Origin of the sequence: Streptomyces brasiliensis (genome assembly GCF_014647875.1) — a bacterium.
In the GTDB taxonomy this organism is placed as follows: domain Bacteria; phylum Actinomycetota; class Actinomycetes; order Streptomycetales; family Streptomycetaceae; genus Streptomyces; species Streptomyces brasiliensis.
In genome coordinates this window covers 24,480-41,967 of the sequence record NZ_BMQA01000054.1, presented here as the reverse complement: position 1 = coordinate 41,967, position 17,488 = coordinate 24,480, and the positions used below count along the sequence as shown (strand labels likewise).

Genomic DNA, 17,488 nt, shown 5'->3' with positions numbered 1-17,488 from the left:
GAGGGCGGACACGCCCTCCTGGATACGCGCGCCGGCCCCGTCGTTCAGCGACACCAGCGGCGCGCCGGCCGCGATGGCCATGTCCATGATCTTGTGGATCTTCGTGGCGTGGGCCTCGCCCAGCGCGCCGCCGAAGATGCGGAAGTCGTGGGCGTAGACGAAGACCGTGCGGCCCTCCACCGTGCCCCAGCCGGTGATGACACCGTCGGTGTACGGCTTCTTCGCCTCCAGGCCGAACCCGCTCGCCCGGTGCCGGCGCAACTGCTCGACCTCCTGGAAGGACCCCGGGTCGAGGAGCAGCTCGATGCGCTCCCGGGCCGTCAGCTTGCCCTTGGCGTGCTGCGCCTCGGTCGCCTTCTCGCTGGGGCCCGAGACGGCCTGCGCACGGATCTCGTGCAGCTCCGCGACCCGGCCGCGCGCGTCCGTCGGCTCGCCGGTCGGCTCACCCGTCTTCTCTTCCAAAACGGTCATGTAGCGACCTTACGAAGGACACCGAGGAAAGCGAGCCGTCGACTCCGTACAGTCTCCGGACCGTTTTCCTGGTACCCCTGAACAGAACCACCACGGCATGCAGCCGTTCCGACTGCTCAGAGGGCTCCGCGCTTGTAGAGGTGCCACAAAGCCGTCATCTGCGGGCCACCTCACATTCGCGCACCGCACATGCCATCCCCGGAGTGACACGGCACCTCGAACGGCGGGCGGCGCGGCTCGCCCACGCAGAGCCTAGCGGTACGCCCGACGGCGGCCGCGAGGAGCGCGACCGCCGCCGGGAGCGAATGGGAGTCGGGTGCCCTGCTCAGCAGCCGCCGCAGTTGTAGTAGAGGACGTCCCAGTGGTTGCCCTCGTCGGCGTAGATGTTGCCCGAGCCGGACTGGTACTGCGGTGCTCCGTCGCCGCGCAGGCCGATGTAGGTGAAGTAGTTCTTGATGTACGAGGTGACGCAGGTGTTCTTGCCGTAATCGAGCTTGTAGCCGTTCCAGTGCGAGTAGGTGCCGCTCGCGTGGCCCGTCTCGGTGCCGCCGGTGATGTTGAGCGCGCAGCCGCTGGCCCGCTTGAGGGTCTGCGCGCCCTGCGCGGTGGGGAGGTTGAGCTGCTCGAAGGACGTACACGTGGAGTTGTTGCGGTCAGAGCAGTTGCCGGAGGACGACCAGGTGATGCCGACCTGACGGAACATCGAGGTGGCGGTGGCGTGGCTGATCTTGGTGACGGCGAAGGCGTCGCCGGCGGTGCCGACGACGGCGGCGCCCGGGGCGACGACGAGGGCGAGGGCGGTGAGCGCGGAGCGGAGCGTCATGCGGCGCGACTTCATGGGGACCCTTCCTGCGGACGACCGTGCTTCCTGTGGGGCGGCTGTGCAGGCGGTGCACGGAGATGGTGCCCGAGTTCTACGCGCGTTCGCCAGAGGACGAACGGCATGACTCGGACATGACCAAGTCATGACCCGCCGTAATACCGGAGACACGTTGCGGATGATGTTGAAACTTGAATGGAATAGGGCTAACGTCCCTCTCGTTGGCGTATTTGAATGTTCAACAGAATGCCGCGCGGCTTCCGTTCGGAGCCGCGCCCCGTCCCCCAAAGGAGCACGTCATGGGCATCTTCGGCCGTAAGGACACCGCCCCCGAGACCAGCGCACCCGCGGCGCCGGCTGCCGTCAACCCCGACCTGGCCGCGCTGACCGGCGAGTACACGATCGATGCCGCACACTCCACCTTCGCCTTCGTCGCGCGGCACGCGATGGTCACGAACGTGAAGGGCAAGTTCAACGACGTCGAGGGCACGCTGCAGCTGGACGGCTCCGACCCCGCCAAGTCCACCGCGTCCATCGACATCAAGATGGAGAGCGTCGACACCGGTTCCCCGGACCGTGACGGCCACCTGAAGAGCTCCGACTTCTTCAAGGCCGAGGAGTTCCCGACCATGACCTTCCGTTCCACCAAGGCGGAGGCCCTGGGCGGCGACGACTACCGCATCACCGGTGACCTGGAGATCCTCGGTACGACCAAGCCGATCACGATCGACCTGGAGTTCAACGGCGCGGCCAAGGACCCGTTCGGCAACGAGCGCGTCGGCTTCGAGGGCAAGGCGGAGATCCTTCGCTCGGAGTGGGGCCTGACCTGGAACGCCGCGCTGGAGACGGGTGGCGTCCTGGTGTCCGACAAGATCAAGCTGAACTTCGACATCTCCGCGATCAAGAAGGCGTGATCCCACGGCGTACATCCGCCACCGGACTCGCGTCGGGTCGGAGCGGCCCGGGTCCAGGGCGGCCCGAGGCGGATGGCCCCACGGTCACCGTGAACTCGGGCCACACGAACTGCCCCGGTTCCGCTCGCCGACCGATCGATCTGTGGTCCCGGCGATGGAACGCCTCGCGTGTGCGGGGGTGTTGAAGCGGCAGCCAGGACGGCGATCGCCTGAAGGCCGCCGGCACCCCCACCACCCTCCACGTCCGTGACTCCAGGTCCCCCCACGGCTCTCCCCCACCACCTGGAGCGAGTTCCCGCGCCGTGTCGCCCGCTGAGCGTCACGTGTCGCGCAGTCTGAACAGCACGCCCGCGACCGCCAGTAGCCCCGTCGCGTACGCCGCCAGCACCCCCAGCCCCGGCCACGGGGCGATCGGCAGACGGGCCAGGTCGCGGGTTGCCTGGACGGACAGGGCCGCCGGCATCGGGGCCCAGCGTTGCAGGCGGTGTTGCCAGGTGGGCGAGTGAAGCATGTCCGCCAAGAGCGGGACGACGTACAGCAGGCCCAGGCCCACGGTGACGCCCGCGGCCGTGTCCCTGAGCAGCGTCGCCAGGGCCAGGCCCAGCAGCGCCACCAGCGTGAGCAGTAGGACCGAGCCCACCGCCGCCCGGAGCAGCGGGCCCTGCACCCGCAGGATCCGGCTCGCCGTCCACAGAGAGGTCACGACCGCCACAGCTCCCGCCAGTGCCGTGGGCAGAGCCAGTGCGACCGCCTTGGCCAGTAGCACGCGCCCGCGCACCGGCATCGCCGTCAGCGTCGTACGCATCGTGCCCGTGCCGTACTCCGACCCCATCGACAGCGCGCCGAGCACCAGGCACGTCGACTGGCCCAGCCACACGCCCGTCAGACTCAGCTTCACCGTGTCCTCGTGGCAGGCCTCGAGGGACGGACACACCTCCGTCGTGAGCGAGGAGGCCGCCGCCGCGCCCGCCACCACGGTCAGCACCACCGTCGCCCCCAGCAGCCACCACGTGCTCGGCACCGTGCGGAGCTTCGTCCACTCCGCGTGCAGCCACCTCATGCGTCCCTCCGGCGCAGCCGCCATGCCGCCAGCAGCAGGGCCACGAGTGCGTAGGCCGCCAGGACCAACAGGCCGTGCACCGGTTGCATCGGGTAACAGCCGCTCTCCGGCAGGCAGTTGTTCTCCGCCTGCGGGTAGTACGTCACTCCCTGTTGGATCGCGAACGCCGCCGCCGGGGTCACCCGCAACAGCCAGTGGGCAGCGGGCAGCGGAAGAGCGAAGGCCAGGATCTGGGGAAGGATGACCAGGACGAGTACGGCGGCGATCGTGCCGGCGCTCGTGCGCAGCAGTACGCCCACCGCCAGTGCCAGGACTGCCACCAGCGACAGCAGGGCCGCGCTGCCCACGATCGCGCGCAGGGCCGGGGTGTCCAGGAGGGAGTAGTCGGGGAACTGGGGCGGCTCGTAGCCGTTGGCTCGGAGCGTCGACTGGGCCAGGGTGAAGGCCACCGCCGTCGCCGGCAGGCTCACCGCGAACGTCACCGAGCCGATCACCAGGGTCTTCGCCGCCAGCACCCGTATCCGGCCCGGCGTCGCCGTGAACGTCGTACGGATCAGCCCACGCTTGTATTCACCGGTCATGAAGAGGGCACCGAGCGCGACCATGAACAGGACGCCCACGAAGACCCCCTGGAAGCTCATCTGTACCGTGTCGCCACCGGACTCGTCGGGGGCGATGTCGCCGCGGCCGGTGAGGGTGTGCTCGCCGGAGGCGTCGGTGGTGGTGCGGCCCTGCTCGGCGTCGGCCCGCCTCGGGCCGTTGGGCATCGGACCTCCCACGTCCGTGCTCCGCCATGCGGCGGAGGCAGGCGTTCCGCGCAGCGCCAGGTGGTCGAACGTGCCCGTGACCTTTCCGCCGCCGAACGTCTCACTCGTGCCGCCGAACGAGCGGTGCAGCACCTGGTGTGCGGGGGTGGCCACGAAGATGCCCACTTGGGTGGTGTGCGGGAGGCCGCTCAGTCGTACGTCTCTGATCTTGCGCCAGTGCGTGCCGTCCGTGGAGTCATAGCCGGTGACGCGGTCGCCGGATCGGGTGAGGCGGAGCCAGTGGGGGGCGTCGGCAGCGCTGCCCGGCGTGTCCCCGGTGAAGTTCCACTGCATGCGGATGCCGTGGTCGGGGGTGGTCAGGACGGCTGCGTAGGGAGATCCCGGTTCGAGGTTCGCCTTGATCATGAGTCCGGCCTTCGCCCAGGACTCCAGTGCCCCGCCGTCCGCACTGCGCAGGCCGGTGACGCGGACGGTGACGGTGCCGTCGCCGGTGAGGGGGCGATGGGTGAGGTGGAAGGCGTCGTTGACCACCGTGCCGTCGGGACCGGTGACGACCTGGACGGGACCTTCGCTGTGCGAGCCGCTCGCGCCCAGCTGGGAGATGACGACGGTGACGACTGCCGCGACGGCCAGGACCAGCAGCCGGACACGGACCGTCCAGAACTTCGTCCACTCGGCGCGCAGGAGGTGGCGGAATCCGGCGCGGGCGGGGTGGAGGCGGGAGCGGTACGGGGGGATCGTGGTCGTCATTCGGCAGCCTCGGACTTCCTCGCAGAAGCGAACTCGACCGATTCCCGGGTGAGTTCCATGTAGGCCTCCTCCAACGTCGCACGGTGGGCGGCCACTTCGGCGATGGGGACGTTCGATCCCGTGAGCAGTTCGACGATCCGCTGGGTGGGCATACCGGTGACGGTGAGCGTGTCGCGGTCGGTGACGGCCACCGTGGCGCCTTCGCGAGCCAGTAGCTCCATCGCCTCGGCGCGGGCGCTCGTGCGCAGGCGGACGCGGTCCCCGGAGGCGGCGGCGAGGAGGTCGGCGACCGCCGTTTCGGCGATCAGGCGCCCCCGGCCGATCACCACCAAGTGGTCGGCCGTGTCCTCGAGTTCGCTCATCAGATGGCTGGAGACGAGGATCGCGCGGCCCTCGGAGGCGAGGTCGCGCAGGAGGGTGCGGATCCACTGGATGCCCTCGGGATCCAGGCCGTTGACCGGTTCGTCGAGGAGGAGGACCGGGGGGTCGCCGAGGAGAGCGGCCGCCAGGCCCAGGCGCTGGCGCATGCCCAGGGAGTAGCCGCCCGCCCTGCGCCGTGCCGCCGCGTCCATGCCCACCTGGTCCAGGACCTCGTCCACGCGGCTCATGGGCAGGCCGTGGGAATGGGCGAGCCAGCGCAGATGGTCACGGCCGCGGCGGCTGGGGTGCAGGGCGGCCGCGTCCAGAAGCGCCCCGACCTCCAGGAGGGGGGTCCGCAGGGCGTGGTAGGGACGGCCGCCGATGAGGGCCTCGCCCTCGTCTGCGGCGTCCAGACCGAGGAGCGCCCGCATGGTGGTGGACTTGCCCGCGCCGTTGGGGCCGACGAAGCCGGTGACCATGCCGGGCTCGGCCGTGAACGAGAGGCCGTCGACCGCGAGGGTCCGGCCGAACCGCTTGCGCAGGTTGCGGACTTCGATGGTTGCATCGCTCATGGAGAGGGAGGCTAGGGGCGAGGTACCCGGGTGTCGTCACGCCGGGGAGGTCCCTCACGTGGGGGATGCGCAGGACGGGGGGCTCGGCAGAATGGCGGATGTGGTTGAGGCGACGTCGGTGGGACCGGGGACGTGACGGGGAAGCGCGGGTGGACGGCACTTCGTGTGCGGGGGGCGAAGCAGGCGGCCCCCCTCGCTCTCGCCGTCCTCGCCGTCACGGAAGTCCTCGTCCGCGGCGGCGACGCGCGGGGCGGTTTCGCCACCGTGCTCCTGCTCGCCCTCGCCTCGACGCTTCCGCTCGCTCTCGTCCTGGGTGCCGAGGGGGTCACCCGGGCCGGTGCCACCCTCACGGTGAGCGGTTGCGGCGTGCTGGCGCTCGTGCCGTTCCGGGCGCTCACCGTCGGCGGGATCATCGCCCAGCTGGCCTGCGTGTACGTCCTCGGCCGGACCGGGGCTGCCCGGCCGGCGGGGCTGCTCGTCGTGCCGTACGTCGTCATCGGCCTGACCGGACAGCAGGGGGTCACTCGGGCCGTCGCGGTCCTCGTCGCCACGCTCGCCTCGGCCGCGGCGGCCACGGGGATCGCACACCACGCCCGTTCCGCAGCGCTCGCGCACAGCGCCACTGAACAGGCCTTCGCGGACACGCTGCTCGAGCATGCCGCGCGGGGCGAACGTGCCCGGATCGCACGGGAGTTGCACGACGTCGTCGCCCACCACATCTCCATGATCGCCGTGCAGGCGGAGACCGCCCGGCTGACCACCCCGGGGCTGCCGTCCGAGGGCGCGACCCGGCTGCTGGCCATAGGGGACACGGCGCGCACCGCCCTGACCGAGATGCGACGGCTCCTCGGCGTGCTGCGAGAGGACGCGGATCCGGGGGTGCAGCGGCGTCCGCAGCCGGGGTTGGGGCAGCTCCTCGAACTGGTCGACGAGTCGCGGAACGCGGGCGGCGCTCATACGAGGCTGATCGTCAGCCGACCCGTGGCACCGCTCGATCCCGGTATCGAGGTCACCGCGTACCGGATCGTCCAGGAGGCGCTGACGAACGCGCGCAGGCATGCGCCGGGGGCTGCCGTGGACGTGGAACTCCGCTACGGAAGCGACGACTTGGCGATCCGCGTGCGCGACAACGGTCCCGGACCGGTTCCCGGCCACCCCGGTCACGGGCTCATCGGCATGCGCGAGCGCGCCGCCAGCGCCGGGGGCACCCTGTGCACCGGCCCGGCCCCCGGCGGCGGATTCGTCGTCGAGGCCCGGCTGCCCGTCCGTGCGGGGGTGCTGCACGGATGACCAGGCGTGTCCGTGTCGTCGTCGCCGACGACCACGAGGTCGTGCGGGCCGGGTACGCCGGACTGCTCGCCACCCAGCCGGACTTCAGCGTCGTCGGTACGGCGCGCGACGGCGCCGAGGCAGTGCGTGTGTGCCGGGAGCAGCGGCCCGACGTCGTGCTGATGGACGTGCGGATGCCCGTGATGGATGGAATCCGGGCGACCGCCGAGCTGCGCGGGCCGGACGCGCCGCGCGTGCTGATCCTCACCACCTTCGACCTCGACGAGCATGTGTACGACGCCCTCGCGGCCGGGGCCAGCGGATTCCTGCTCAAGGACGTGACGGCGGAGCGGCTCTTCGACGCCGTGCGGGTCGTGGCCGCGGGCGAGGCGCTGCTCGCGCCCGCGATCACACGGCGGCTGATCGCCGAGTTCGCCCGGCTGCGTCCGAAAGCCCCCGCGCCGGACGCCGGGCTCGCCCTGCTCACCCCGCGCGAGACGGAGGTGCTGCGGCTGCTCGCGCAAGGCCTGTCCAACCCGGAGGTCGCGGGAAGGCTGCGCGTCGGGGAGGAGACGGTGAAGACGCACGTCAGCCGGATCCTGTCCAAGCTGGGGTTGCGGGACCGGACGCAGGCGGTCGTCATGGCGTACGAGTCGGGACTGGTCGTGCCGCGCTCGCCGTAGTCCCTCTCGCGACCGGGAGCAGCGACCAAGCCGCGGCGACGGACAGGGCCGCGCCGAGGGCGATGCCGGCCAGGCGGGTGGGGAGCAGACTCGGTGCGTCCTGGCCGAAGTAGCCGAGCAGGAGCGACAGGGCCGTGGTCATTCCGGCCGCCCAGTAGGCGTGGTTGAGCGGTCGCAGCCACAGGGCGACCGCCAGGACCGCGAACATCACCGTCACCGACGGCCGCCCGGAGATCCCGGCAGCCGCCACCCCGGTGGCCAGCACCGTGCCCGCGCAGGCGCCGACCAGCCGCTCGACTCCCTTGCGCAGGACGTCCGTTCGGCCCCGGTTGCCGCTCGCCGCGACATACGCCGTGAGGACCGGCCACGGCCAGTGGTGGTCGAAGAGAAGCCGGCCGAGGGCGAAGGCCACGGCGACCGCCACCCCATCTGCACGGCCATGCGTGTGCTGGGGCGAGGGCGCAGCCGCGAGGCGCGCCGGCGCCGCACCTCCGCCTCGGGCCCGGCCGGCCACGGGCCGTACCGGTCCCCCACCGCCTGCACCAGCCAGACCGAGCCGCACGCCAGCACCCCGATCAGCGCCGACCACGCCCAGCTCACCAGCGCGCCCTGCGCCTCGGACGGCAGCGCCGGTCCCGGTACCACCAGCAGCGCCACCAGCGGCAAAGTCAGCAGCGTGCCCGCTCTGGTGGCGGCGGGGCCGTACCGCCGTATCCAGATGGCCAGGGAGATCGCGACGGTGTAGACGGCCGCACCCAGCGCGTAGTGCGCGGCGATCAGCCGCCCCGTCAGCGCGCAGACCGCGGCCACCGCGGGCAGCAGCGCGAAGGCCGTGAGCCGCCCCCGCACGTCCGCCGTGCGCTGAGTCCTGGCGAGCGTGACGGTCAGGGCCACCGCCAGCACCACCGCGTCCGTGTGCAGCCCGGCGACGCCCTCCAGCCAGAGGGTGGCGGCCCAGGCAAGCAGCACGGCCGCCATGGTGAGCCCGGCTTCGTACGCGTTGCGTATCAATTTTTCGGTCACTGTGCAGATATTATGGGGATCTTGTGGGAGAGGTAGTAAGTGTTCACGTACAGTTCTGGAGCATGGATCGTCTCTCCGAAGCCGCCCGTCTCCGGCGGGGTGTCGTGCGTCTCAACCGTCGGTTGCGGCAGGAGCGCGGCGAGGGAAGTCTCAGCCCCAACCAGCTCGCCGTCCTCGGCCATCTGCACCGGTACGGTCCCGCCACGCCCGGTGAGATCGCTGCGGCCGAGCGACAGCGGCCGCAGTCGCTCACCCGGGTCTTCGCGGAGCTGGAGTCGGAGGGGCTGATCGTGCGGGAAGCGGGTACGGCCGACCGGCGTCGGTCGCTCCTCACGCTCACCGCCGACGGCCGGCACGCCCTGGAGCGGGACATGCGGGAGCGTGACGCATGGCTCGCCGACGCGCTGGCGTCCCTGGGCGAGACCGAGCGGGGCGTGCTCGACCTCGCGGCGGCCCTGCTCGACCGGCTCGCGGACCTGCCCCCGGCCTAGAAACCCCCGCCGAAGTCCCCTCCCCCGCCGTCGCCGAAGCCGCCGCCGAAGTCCCCGGGATCGAAGTCCGCCCCGGACATGTCCCCGCCCTCGTAGCCTCCCACGCCGAAGTCGCCGTATCCGGTGCCGTAGTCCGCGCCGTACGACGGTGTCGACATCACGCTTCCCAGCAGTGTGCCGACCAGGAGGCCGGGCAGGATGCCACCGCCGAAGTAGCCGCCCGCCCAAGGGCCGTAGGCCGGTCCCGCGTCCCAGTAGGGGCGGCGGCCGTAGTCCGTGTCGACCTCCCGGACCGCCGGGTCGCGGCCGTCGGCGAGGCGGGCCTGGTCGGCGGCGCAGACCGGGACCTCGCGGGGTGCGCCGCCGGGCGGGGTCCAGGCGGCGTCGGCGACCGACGGGCCGTGACGGGGGTCGAAGAAGCACGGCGGGCGGCGCTCCGGGAGCGGCCGGCCCTCTCGGCGTGCGGCCAGTTGCATGAGCGAGAAGCGGCCGTCCTCCAGGGCCTGGGTGACAGCGCGGACGTCCTCGGGCTTCGCTGCCTCCGCCATGCAGGTCTTCGCCTGTTCGTAGGCGTCGAGCGCGCGCTCGTAGTCCGCGCGCATCGCGTCGTCGGCGCCCGCCTCAGCCGGGTGGAAGTCCAGGCGGTCGAGTTCCTCGCCGAACGCGGTGATGTCCTCGTCGACGACCACCCGCAGCCGCTCCAAAGCCGCCCGCTGCTCCTCCTCGTGGCGTCGGCGGCCTCGCCGGACCAGTGCGTACGCGCCCGCGCCGCCCGCGACCACCAGGGCGCCCGCGATGATCAGCGCGGTGCTGGGAACGCCTCCGCCGGCACCGGTCGTCCCCCAGCTCGCGGGCGCCCGGCCGCCCATGCCGGCGAGCGCCCGGTCCGTGAAGTCGGTCAGCTGGGTCGTGGTGTCCTCACCCTGGACGCTGTTCACCAGGTTCTGCACGGCGGTGCGGGAGACGACCGAGGAGTCGGCGCGGGCGTCGAAGCGGTCGCCGAGGCGGATGGCGTAGAGGCCGGTGATGCCGGTGGCGGCGCGCAGATCGGCGAACAGGCTCTGGGTGGGATAGCCGGCGGGCAGGACGGCGATGAACAGGGGCTTGCCCGCACTGCCCGCGTCCTTGATCTGCTTGCCCAGGGCCTTCGCGTCGGCCGCGGGCAGCTCTCGGGAGACCGCCGGGTCGACGTAGACCGGGTTCTTGCGGAGGGCTTCGGCGATGGTGGAGATACTGGTGGCCGCCCCGGCCGACGGCGCGAGCAGGGTCGCGACGACCAGGGTCAGGGCGGCCAGCAGGAGCGCCGGAAGGCTTCGAGTCCGGAGCACGGCCTTCATGCTTCGAAACTACCCGAAGCCTCCCGATTCGAGACATTCAGCCAGGTGTCACCTCATGACGCCCGATAGGCCTCCGTCAGTTTCTGCACGGCCGCCCCGTAGCGCCCGGTCAGCAGCAGATGGTCCGCGTCGGCGAAGGGCTCGGCCACCGCCGCCGTGATCTTCTGCCCCACCTTCGCCTGTACGATCAGCCGCGCCTTGGTGACCAGGGCGCGCCCGGCCTGGTCCGCGCCGGCCCGGTCGGCCGCGCTCGCCGCGATGCCGAGCGCCCGCAGGGTGGCGGCGCCGCCCTCCGGCGTCCGGGTGAGGGTCGTCAGCCCCCAGCCGTAGGGGAACTGCGGGTCGTACGAGGCGTCGCCGACGTTGATCGGCAGCTGGGCCTCGGACTTCGGCCAGGTGACGGGCAGCTGACCGGTGAACGCGCGCTTCCCGTAGAGGACGTCGGCCACGCCGTCGCCCTCGGTGCCCGGCAGCCAGGAGGCCACCAGCGCGTCGATCTCACCGAGCCGGTCGCCGATCAGCTGCGGCCGACCGGAGACGACCAGCACCGCGCACTTCATGGCCGCGCACACCTTGTCCACGGCTGCCTGGTCGGCGGCGGACAGGGAGAGCGAGTGGCCGTTGCCGACGTCGCCCACGCCCTCGGCGTACGGGGTCTCCCCCACCACGACCACGCCGACGTCGTAGCCGGACGTGGCTGCCGAGGCGTCCTTGGAGTACGTGACGTCGCCGCCCGCGTTCTTCAGGCCCTGGAGGATCGTCGTGCCCTGGGTGATGTTGCCGGACGAGCCCTGCCAGGTGATGGTCCAGCCGCCGGTCTGGTTGCCGATGTCGTCGGCGTCGGACCCGGCGACGTACACCTTCTGGCTCTTCTTCAGCGGGAGCAGGCCACCGGAGTTCTTCAGCAGCACCTGCGACTCCGCTGCCGCCTGGCGGGCGACGGCCCGGTGCGCCGCCGAGCCGATGTCCGCGGCGCCGCTGGTGTCGGCGTACGGGTGCTCGAACAGGCCCAGCCGGAACTTCTCGGTGAGGATGCGGGAGACGGCGTCGTCGATCCGCTTCTGACTCACCCGGCCGGCCTTCACCTCGGCGACGAGTGCCGCGCTGAAGTCCTTGTAGGAGTAGGGCACCATCATCATGTCGACGCCCGCGTTGACGGCCGTGCGGACGTGGGAGCCGTAGTCACCGGGCAGTTGGTCGATGGCGTTCCAGTCGCTGATGACGAAGCCGTCGAAGCCCATGCGGCCCTTGAGCACGCCGTTGATCATGTCCGCGCGGGCGTGCATCTTCACCGGGCCCTGGCCGTCGCCCAGGATGTCCAGGGAGGAGTACGACGGCATGACCGTTCCGATCCCCCGGTCCACCGCGGTCTGGTAGGGCGCCAGGTGGACGGCCTCCAACTCCTGCCGGGTGACCTTGGTGACGCCCTGGTCGATCGTGTACGTCCCCGTCGTGGACGAGCCGTACTCGGTGCCGCCGTCGCCGACGAAGTGCTTGGCGGTGGCCAGCACCTTGTCGGCACGGCTCAGGTCCCGTCCGTCGGCCCGCCCCTGAAGACCCTGGATGACGGTCTCCATGGACTCGACGAGCGCCGGATCCTCGCCGAAGGACTCGTAGGAGCGGCCCCAGCGTTCGTCGCGGGTGACACAGAGGCAGGGCGCGAAGTCCCAGGGGACGCCGGTCGCGCGGACCTCGGCCGCCGTCACTGATCCCGTCCGCTCGGCGAGCCCGGGATCCCTGGTGGCGCCGATGCCGATGTTGTGCGGCATGATCGTGGCACCGGCCAGGTTGTTGTGGCCGTGGACCGCGTCCACGCCGTAGATCAGCGGGATCTGGAACCGGGTGGCCTGCGCCCGCAGCTGGAAGGCGTCGATCATCTTCGCCCAGGCCTCGGGGGTGTTGGGCGTCGGCGTGGAGCCGCCGCCGGAGAGCAGCGAGCCGAGGGCGTACGTCGCGATGTCGCCTCCGTTGCCGACCGCGCCGCGCTCGGCCTGCGTCATCTGGCCGGCCTTCTCCTCCAGGGACAGGCGTCCCACGAGGTCCGCGACCCGCTTCTTGACGGGCAACTTGCTGTTCAGGTACGGCAGTCCGTGTGCGTCGATGACGACCTGCGGGGTCTCGGCGGGTGCCTTGGCGCCGGTCACCGTGAGCTTCAGGGGGATCGTCTCGGCGGCCTCGGCCGACTTGTCCTTGAGCGTCGGCACCTTGACGGTCTGCGCGGCGCCCGAGGCCGTGCCGGCCGGGAAGGTGAGGGTGCCGGAGACGGGGGTGTAGTCCTTGCCGGGCTCGGCGGTGCCGCCGGCCGTCTCGTAGGTGACGGTCACCGGCTCGTCGAGCGGGGTGGCGCCGGTGGTGGCCACGGAGAGCTTCACGGTCGCCGTGCCGCCCTCGGTGACGGTGTGGACGGCGGAGTCGGCGGTGACGGAGGCGCGCAGCGACTGGTCGGCCCTGCCGTACAACTCCACGTCGTCCATGGCGAACTGTCCCTGGACGCCGACCGGGAGCGTGAGCGCGTACCCCCACATCCCGGTGAGTCCGAGGACGTGGTCGATGCCGCCGACGGGCTGGTAGTCCGTTCGGTAGGTGAAGTCGGTGAACGGGATCTCGATCTGCTTCCAGCCGGTGAAGTCGTCGGTGAAGGATGTCGTCCAGAGCTCCGAGGCCTCGCCGTTCGCGCCGCCGTCCTTGATCTCGAAGGCGATCTTCTTTCCGTTGTCCTGGCCGTCCCACCAGAAACGGATGCCCTTGTGCGCGGACCAGTCGTGCGCGGGCTCGGTCGCGGCGAAGTCGTGGGTGAAGCCGCCGTAGCCGCTGATGTCGTACGTGCCCGCGAGGACCTTGGCGCCCTCGGGGGCGTCGGCGCGGTCCGCGAACTGCAGGGCCGGCGGGTCGTCGCCGTCGCTGCCCCAGGTGAAGATGCCCTCGGCGGGCTGGGCGGCGAAGGGGACCTCGCCCTCGAAGCGGTCGACGGGGGTCGGCGGTGGGTCGTCGGCGCCGGACGCGGTGCCGGCGGCGGTCAGCGGGATCAGAGCGGCCAGTAGAGCGACGGACGCGAGCAGGGCGGTTCTTCGCATGGACCTTCCCTCGGCTCTCGGGGACTCGCAGAATTCACTCATGACTTAGATCACGACGTGAGTTAACTCGCGGCCCGGAAAGCCGTCAATACTTCACGTCAGAACCGGTACAGACTCAATTCCCGTCCGCATCAGGGGATTTGTTCCTTCGGACCCTGAACGCGCAACCCCTTGACGGGCCCTGGCCGCCGTCATTTACTCACGCCTCGCATGCCTCTCATCCCCCCACCTCCAGAAGGCGGCGCTCCATGAAGAGATCCAGACGAGCGGCCGGGCTGCTCCTCGCCGGGCTGCTCACCACGGCCGGACTCACGGCGGTGACCGCGTCCGCGCACGCGGCGGGCGAGCAGGTGACCGCGTATCTGACCACCACCGACGACTCCGCCGGACGCCATGTGGTCCGTGGGCTCCAGGCCCAGACGCCGTTCGCCTTCCAGTCGGGCACCGGCGGCAGCGGTGAGAACATCACCGTCGACGAGAACACCCGCTACCAGACCTTCACCGGCGGCGGCGCGTCCTTCACGGACACGGCGGCCTGGCTGATGAACAGCAGCGGGGCGCTGTCGCAGGCGACGCGGGACGCGACGATGCGGAAGCTGTTCTCGCCGACGGACGGGATCGGGCTGTCGTTCCTGCGCAACCCGATGGGCGCCTCGGACCTGGCCCGCTTCGGGTACACGTACGACGACGTCCCGGCGGGCCAGACCGACCCGAACCTCACGAAGTTCAGCATCTCCCACGACCTCGCGGACGTCGTGCCGCTGACCAAACAGGCGCTCCAGCTGAACCCGTCCCTGACGGTGATGGCCTCGCCGTGGACGGCGCCGGCCTGGATGAAGGACAGCGGGCAGCTCAACGGCGGCTGGCTGAAGGCGGAGGACTACGGGGCGTACGCCTCGTACTTCGTGAAGTACCTCCAGGCCTACCGCGACCAGGGCGTCGACGTCTCGTACGTGACCCCGCAGAACGAGCCGACGTGCTGCTCGGGCTACCCGTCGATGAGCTGGAACGCGAGCGGGATCCAGTACTTCCTCAAGAGCGAGCTGCTGCCGAAGCTCCAGGCGGCGGGTCTGTCGACGAAGGTACTGGCGCACGACTGGAACTGGGACGTGTACGACTCGTACGCGGCCCTGAGCGTCGACGACCCGTCGATCCGCAACCACCCCAACTTCGGCGGCATCGCCTGGCACGGGTACGGCGGTGACGTCGCCGAGCAGACCACCGTGCACAACCAGTACCCCTCACTGGACGCGTTCGGCACCGAGCACTCGGGCGGCACCTGGATCGCCGACCAGCAGCGCGAGGACATGCTCGACATCGTCGACTACACGCGCAACTGGGCGAAGTCGGTGACCAAGTGGTCGCTGGCCGTGGACCAGAACATGGGCCCGCACAACGGCGGTTGCGGCACCTGCACCGGTCTGATCACCGTGCACGACGGGGACGGCGCGAGCGGGACGGTCGACTACACCGTCGAGTACTACACGATGGGCCATCTGACGAAGTTCGTGCGCCCAGGTGCCCAGCGCATCGCCTCGACGGCATCCTCGGCCGTGCCCAACGTGGCCTGGCGCAACCCCGACGGCTCGAAGGCGCTGATCGCGTACAACGACGCGACGAGCGCCAGGGCGGTCACGATCGGCTGGGGCTCGCAGCACGCCACTTACTCACTGCCGGGCAAGACGTCGGCGACGTTCACCTGGTCCGGCACGCAGTCGGGCGGCGGCAGCCGGAGCGGATCCTTCGTCGGGCTCGCGGGCAAGTGCCTGGACGTGGCCGGCGGTTCGAGCACGAACGGTACGGCGGTGCAGCTCTACGACTGCAACGGCTCGGCGGCCCAGCAGTGGACCGTCCAGGCCGACGGCTCGGTCCAGGCACTCGGCAAGTGCCTGGACGTGACGTCGGCGTCGACGGCGAACGGCGCGAAGGTCCAGCTCTACGACTGCAACGGGACCGGAGCGCAACGGTGGTCGTACAACGCGTCCACGCACGACGTGGTGAACACCGCCGCCGACAAGTGCCTCGACGTGACCGACAACTCCACCGCGAACGGCGCCCGGGCCCAGATCTGGACCTGCACGGGCGCCGCGAACCAGAAGTGGACGCTGCAGTGACGCGAGGCGTGGCGCCCGTCTACTCGGCCGGTTCCACGCCCGCGCGCAGCAGGCCGTAGGTGTACGCGTCCTCCAGGGCCTGCCAGGACGCCGCGATCACGTTCTCCGCCACGCCGACCGTCGACCACTCGCCGGAGCCGTCGGAGGTGGAGATGAGGACGCGGGTCGTGGACTGGGTGCCGTGCTTGCCCTCGAGGATGCGGACCTTGTAGTCGACGAGGTCGAGATTGGCCAGCTGGGGGTAGATCCGTTCGAGCGCCACGCGGAGGGCGCGGTCCAGGGCGTTGACCGGGCCGTTGCCCTCCGCCGTGGCGACGATGCGCTCGCTCTTGGCCCAGAGCTTGACGGTGGCCTCGTTGGCGTGGGTGCCGTCGGGGCGGTCCTCGACGATGGCCCGCCAGGACTCCACGTCGAAGTACTTCAGCGGCTTGCCCTCGGCCTCGGCGCGCAGCAGGAGTTCGAAGCTCGCGTCGGCCGCCTCGTAGGTGTAGCCGCGCAGTTCCCGTTCCTTGACGCGCTCCACCACCCGGCCGACCAGCTCGCGGTCGCCGCCGAGGTCGATGCCGAGCTCCTTGCCCTTCAGCTCGATGGACGCGCGGCCCGCCATGTCGGAGACCAGCATCCGCATGGTGTTGCCGACCTGCACGGGGTCGATGTGCTGGTACAGGTCGGGGTCGACCTTGATCGCGGAGGCGTGCAGGCCCGCCTTGTGGGCGAAGGCCGAGACTCCCACGTACGGCTGATGCGTCGACGGCGTGAGGTTGACGACCTCGGCGATGGCGTGGCTGATCCGCGTCATCTCGCGCAGCCTGCCCTCGGGCACCACCTGCTTGCCGTACTTCAGCTCGAGAGCGGCGACCACCGGGAAGAGGTTGGCGTTGCCGACACGCTCGCCGTAGCCGTTCGCCGTGCACTGGACGTGGGTCGCGCCCGCGTCGACGGCGGCGAGGGTGTTGGCCACCGCGCAGCCGGTGTCGTCCTGGGCGTGGATGCCGAGCCGGGCGCCGGTGTCCGCGAGGACGGTGGAGACGACGGCCTGGACCTGGGCGGGCAGCATGCCGCCGTTGGTGTCGCACAGGACGACGACGTCCGCGCCCGCCTCGGAGGCCGCGCGGACGACGGCCTTGGCGTACTCGGGGTTGGCGCGGTAGCCGTCGAAGAAGTGCTCGCAGTCGACGAAGACCCGGCGGCCCTGCGCACGCAGATGGGACACGGTGTCCCGGACCATCTCCAGGTTCTCGTCGAGCGTGGTGCGCAGCGCCAGCTCCACATGCCGGTCGTGCGACTTGGCGACCAGGGTGATCACCGGGGCGCCGGAGTCCAGGAGCGCCTTGACCTGCGGGTCCTCGGAAGCCTTGGCACCGGCGCGGCGGGTGGCGCCGAAGGCGACCAGCTGGGCGTGCTTGAAGTCGATCTCCTGCCGGGCGCGGGCGAAGAACTCGGTGTCGCGCGGGTTCGCGCCGGGCCAGCCGCCCTCGATGAAGCCGACGCCGAAGTCGTCCAGGTGCCGTGCGATGGCGAGCTTGTCCGCGACGGTGAGGTTGATGCCCTCGCGCTGGGCGCCGTCGCGCAGCGTGGTGTCGAAGACGTGGAACGAGTCGTCGAGCTCGCTGGTTGCCGTCTCGGTCATGGTCTGAACGCTCCTGTGTTGAAAAATCGGTCGTACCGGAATGACCGGCTCCACCGTCCCCCCATGGTCCCTCGCGCTCCGTTCCCGGCTGAATGTGGGCCGGGAAACGAAAAAACCCCTCGCGGGTGCGAGAGGTCTGCGCGCGGGTCGAGG

Annotated in this window: 15 protein-coding genes; 6 read left to right on the top strand and 9 right to left on the bottom strand. The window is 71.0% G+C overall.

Going from position 1 to position 17,488, the window contains the following annotated elements:
* Together IEZ19_RS39870 and IEZ19_RS39865 are read right to left on the bottom strand one after the other, a co-directional pair.
* The coding region (locus tag IEZ19_RS39870) for a carboxyl transferase domain-containing protein (RefSeq protein ID WP_308429060.1) at positions 1-471 on the bottom strand (471 nt) is incomplete at its 3' end.
* Between the two features lie 325 nt (positions 472-796).
* Entirely contained in the window at positions 797-1,294 is a 498-nt protein-coding gene (locus IEZ19_RS39865) for a hypothetical protein (protein ID WP_189316294.1), read from the bottom strand.
* A 296-nt stretch (positions 1,295-1,590) separates the two neighbouring features.
* Here IEZ19_RS39865 and IEZ19_RS39860 point away from each other — a divergent pair, with 296 nt between their 5' ends.
* Positions 1,591-2,205 (top strand): YceI family protein, encoded by a 615-nt coding sequence (locus tag IEZ19_RS39860; protein ID WP_189316293.1) that lies wholly within the window; start codon positions 1,591-1,593, stop codon positions 2,203-2,205.
* 319 nt (positions 2,206-2,524) lie between these two features.
* Here the strand turns inward: IEZ19_RS39860 and IEZ19_RS39855 are convergent, their stop codons facing one another.
* From IEZ19_RS39855 to IEZ19_RS39845, 3 genes are read right to left on the bottom strand one after another with little or no spacing between them, the layout of a single operon-like run.
* Positions 2,525-3,265 (bottom strand): ABC transporter permease, encoded by a 741-nt coding sequence (locus tag IEZ19_RS39855; protein WP_189316292.1) that lies wholly within the window; start codon positions 3,263-3,265, stop codon positions 2,525-2,527.
* Complete coding sequence (locus IEZ19_RS39850; RefSeq protein WP_189316291.1) at positions 3,262-4,782, bottom strand: DUF1349 domain-containing protein; 1,521 nt, start codon at positions 4,780-4,782, stop codon at positions 3,262-3,264. The genes IEZ19_RS39855 and IEZ19_RS39850 overlap by 4 nt, the downstream gene beginning before the upstream one ends.
* On the bottom strand, positions 4,779-5,714 hold the full coding sequence (locus tag IEZ19_RS39845) for an ABC transporter ATP-binding protein (RefSeq protein ID WP_189316290.1): 936 nt from the start codon (positions 5,712-5,714) through the stop codon (positions 4,779-4,781). The genes IEZ19_RS39850 and IEZ19_RS39845 overlap by 4 nt, the downstream gene beginning before the upstream one ends.
* Positions 5,715-5,879: 165 nt before the next feature.
* On the opposite strand from IEZ19_RS39845, the gene IEZ19_RS39840 reads away from it, so the two are divergent.
* Positions 5,880-7,004 carry a sensor histidine kinase gene (locus tag IEZ19_RS39840; RefSeq protein WP_189316289.1) on the top strand — a complete coding sequence of 375 codons (1,125 nt, stop codon included), beginning with the start codon at positions 5,880-5,882 and terminating at the stop codon, positions 7,002-7,004.
* Positions 7,001-7,666, top strand: coding sequence for a response regulator (locus tag IEZ19_RS39835; protein WP_189316288.1), 666 nt, complete (start codon positions 7,001-7,003; stop codon positions 7,664-7,666). The genes IEZ19_RS39840 and IEZ19_RS39835 overlap by 4 nt, the downstream gene beginning before the upstream one ends.
* Here IEZ19_RS39835 and IEZ19_RS39830 read toward each other — a convergent pair.
* The gene (locus IEZ19_RS39830; protein ID WP_189316287.1) at positions 7,623-8,078 is read right to left on the bottom strand and encodes an FUSC family protein; all 456 of its coding nucleotides are present in this window, start codon (positions 8,076-8,078) and stop codon (positions 7,623-7,625) included. The genes IEZ19_RS39835 and IEZ19_RS39830 overlap by 44 nt on opposite strands.
* A gap of 33 nt (positions 8,079-8,111) precedes the next feature.
* On the opposite strand from IEZ19_RS39830, the gene IEZ19_RS39825 reads away from it, so the two are divergent.
* A complete protein-coding gene (locus IEZ19_RS39825; protein WP_189316286.1) occupies positions 8,112-8,411 on the top strand; it encodes a hypothetical protein in 300 nt (99 codons plus the stop codon).
* Positions 8,412-8,751: 340 nt separating this feature from the next.
* The gene (locus tag IEZ19_RS39820) at positions 8,752-9,180 is read left to right on the top strand and encodes a MarR family winged helix-turn-helix transcriptional regulator (protein ID WP_189316285.1); all 429 of its coding nucleotides are present in this window, start codon (positions 8,752-8,754) and stop codon (positions 9,178-9,180) included.
* Here the strand turns inward: IEZ19_RS39820 and IEZ19_RS39815 are convergent.
* Together IEZ19_RS39815 and IEZ19_RS39810 are read right to left on the bottom strand one after the other, a co-directional pair.
* The gene (locus tag IEZ19_RS39815) at positions 9,177-10,517 is read right to left on the bottom strand and encodes a hypothetical protein (RefSeq protein WP_189316284.1); all 1,341 of its coding nucleotides are present in this window, start codon (positions 10,515-10,517) and stop codon (positions 9,177-9,179) included. The genes IEZ19_RS39820 and IEZ19_RS39815 overlap by 4 nt on opposite strands.
* A 53-nt stretch (positions 10,518-10,570) precedes the next feature.
* Positions 10,571-13,591 (bottom strand): glycoside hydrolase family 3 protein, encoded by a 3,021-nt coding sequence (locus tag IEZ19_RS39810; protein ID WP_189316283.1) that lies wholly within the window; start codon positions 13,589-13,591, stop codon positions 10,571-10,573.
* Positions 13,592-13,839: 248 nt separating this feature from the next.
* Between IEZ19_RS39810 and IEZ19_RS39805 the strand changes: the two genes are divergently transcribed.
* Positions 13,840-15,705: a ricin-type beta-trefoil lectin domain protein gene (locus IEZ19_RS39805; RefSeq protein WP_189316282.1), complete on the top strand. Its 1,866-nt coding sequence runs from the start codon at positions 13,840-13,842 to the stop codon at positions 15,703-15,705.
* Between the two features lie 19 nt (positions 15,706-15,724).
* Here the strand turns inward: IEZ19_RS39805 and cimA are convergent, their stop codons facing one another.
* Positions 15,725-17,335 (bottom strand): citramalate synthase, encoded by a 1,611-nt coding sequence (gene cimA, locus IEZ19_RS39800; protein ID WP_189316281.1) that lies wholly within the window; start codon positions 17,333-17,335, stop codon positions 15,725-15,727.
* Positions 17,336-17,488 lie beyond the last annotated feature (153 nt).

What these genes read in the sequence shown, in the direction of transcription:
- IEZ19_RS39865 (WP_189316294.1), bottom strand. Translation starts at nt 1,294, where the DNA reads ATGACGCTCCGCTCCGCGCTCACCGCCCTCGCCCTCGTCGTCGCCCCG.
- IEZ19_RS39860 (WP_189316293.1), top strand. Translation starts at nt 1,591, where the DNA reads ATGGGCATCTTCGGCCGTAAGGACACCGCCCCCGAGACCAGCGCACCC.
- IEZ19_RS39855 (WP_189316292.1), bottom strand. Translation starts at nt 3,265, where the DNA reads ATGAGGTGGCTGCACGCGGAGTGGACGAAGCTCCGCACGGTGCCGAGC.
- IEZ19_RS39850 (WP_189316291.1), bottom strand. Translation starts at nt 4,782, where the DNA reads ATGACGACCACGATCCCCCCGTACCGCTCCCGCCTCCACCCCGCCCGC.
- IEZ19_RS39845 (WP_189316290.1), bottom strand. Translation starts at nt 5,714, where the DNA reads ATGAGCGATGCAACCATCGAAGTCCGCAACCTGCGCAAGCGGTTCGGC.
- IEZ19_RS39835 (WP_189316288.1), top strand. Translation starts at nt 7,001, where the DNA reads ATGACCAGGCGTGTCCGTGTCGTCGTCGCCGACGACCACGAGGTCGTG.
- IEZ19_RS39820 (WP_189316285.1), top strand. Translation starts at nt 8,752, where the DNA reads ATGGATCGTCTCTCCGAAGCCGCCCGTCTCCGGCGGGGTGTCGTGCGT.
- IEZ19_RS39815 (WP_189316284.1), bottom strand. Translation starts at nt 10,517, where the DNA reads ATGAAGGCCGTGCTCCGGACTCGAAGCCTTCCGGCGCTCCTGCTGGCC.
- IEZ19_RS39810 (WP_189316283.1), bottom strand. Translation starts at nt 13,591, where the DNA reads ATGCGAAGAACCGCCCTGCTCGCGTCCGTCGCTCTACTGGCCGCTCTG.
- IEZ19_RS39805 (WP_189316282.1), top strand. Translation starts at nt 13,840, where the DNA reads ATGAAGAGATCCAGACGAGCGGCCGGGCTGCTCCTCGCCGGGCTGCTC.
- cimA (WP_189316281.1), bottom strand. Translation starts at nt 17,335, where the DNA reads ATGACCGAGACGGCAACCAGCGAGCTCGACGACTCGTTCCACGTCTTC.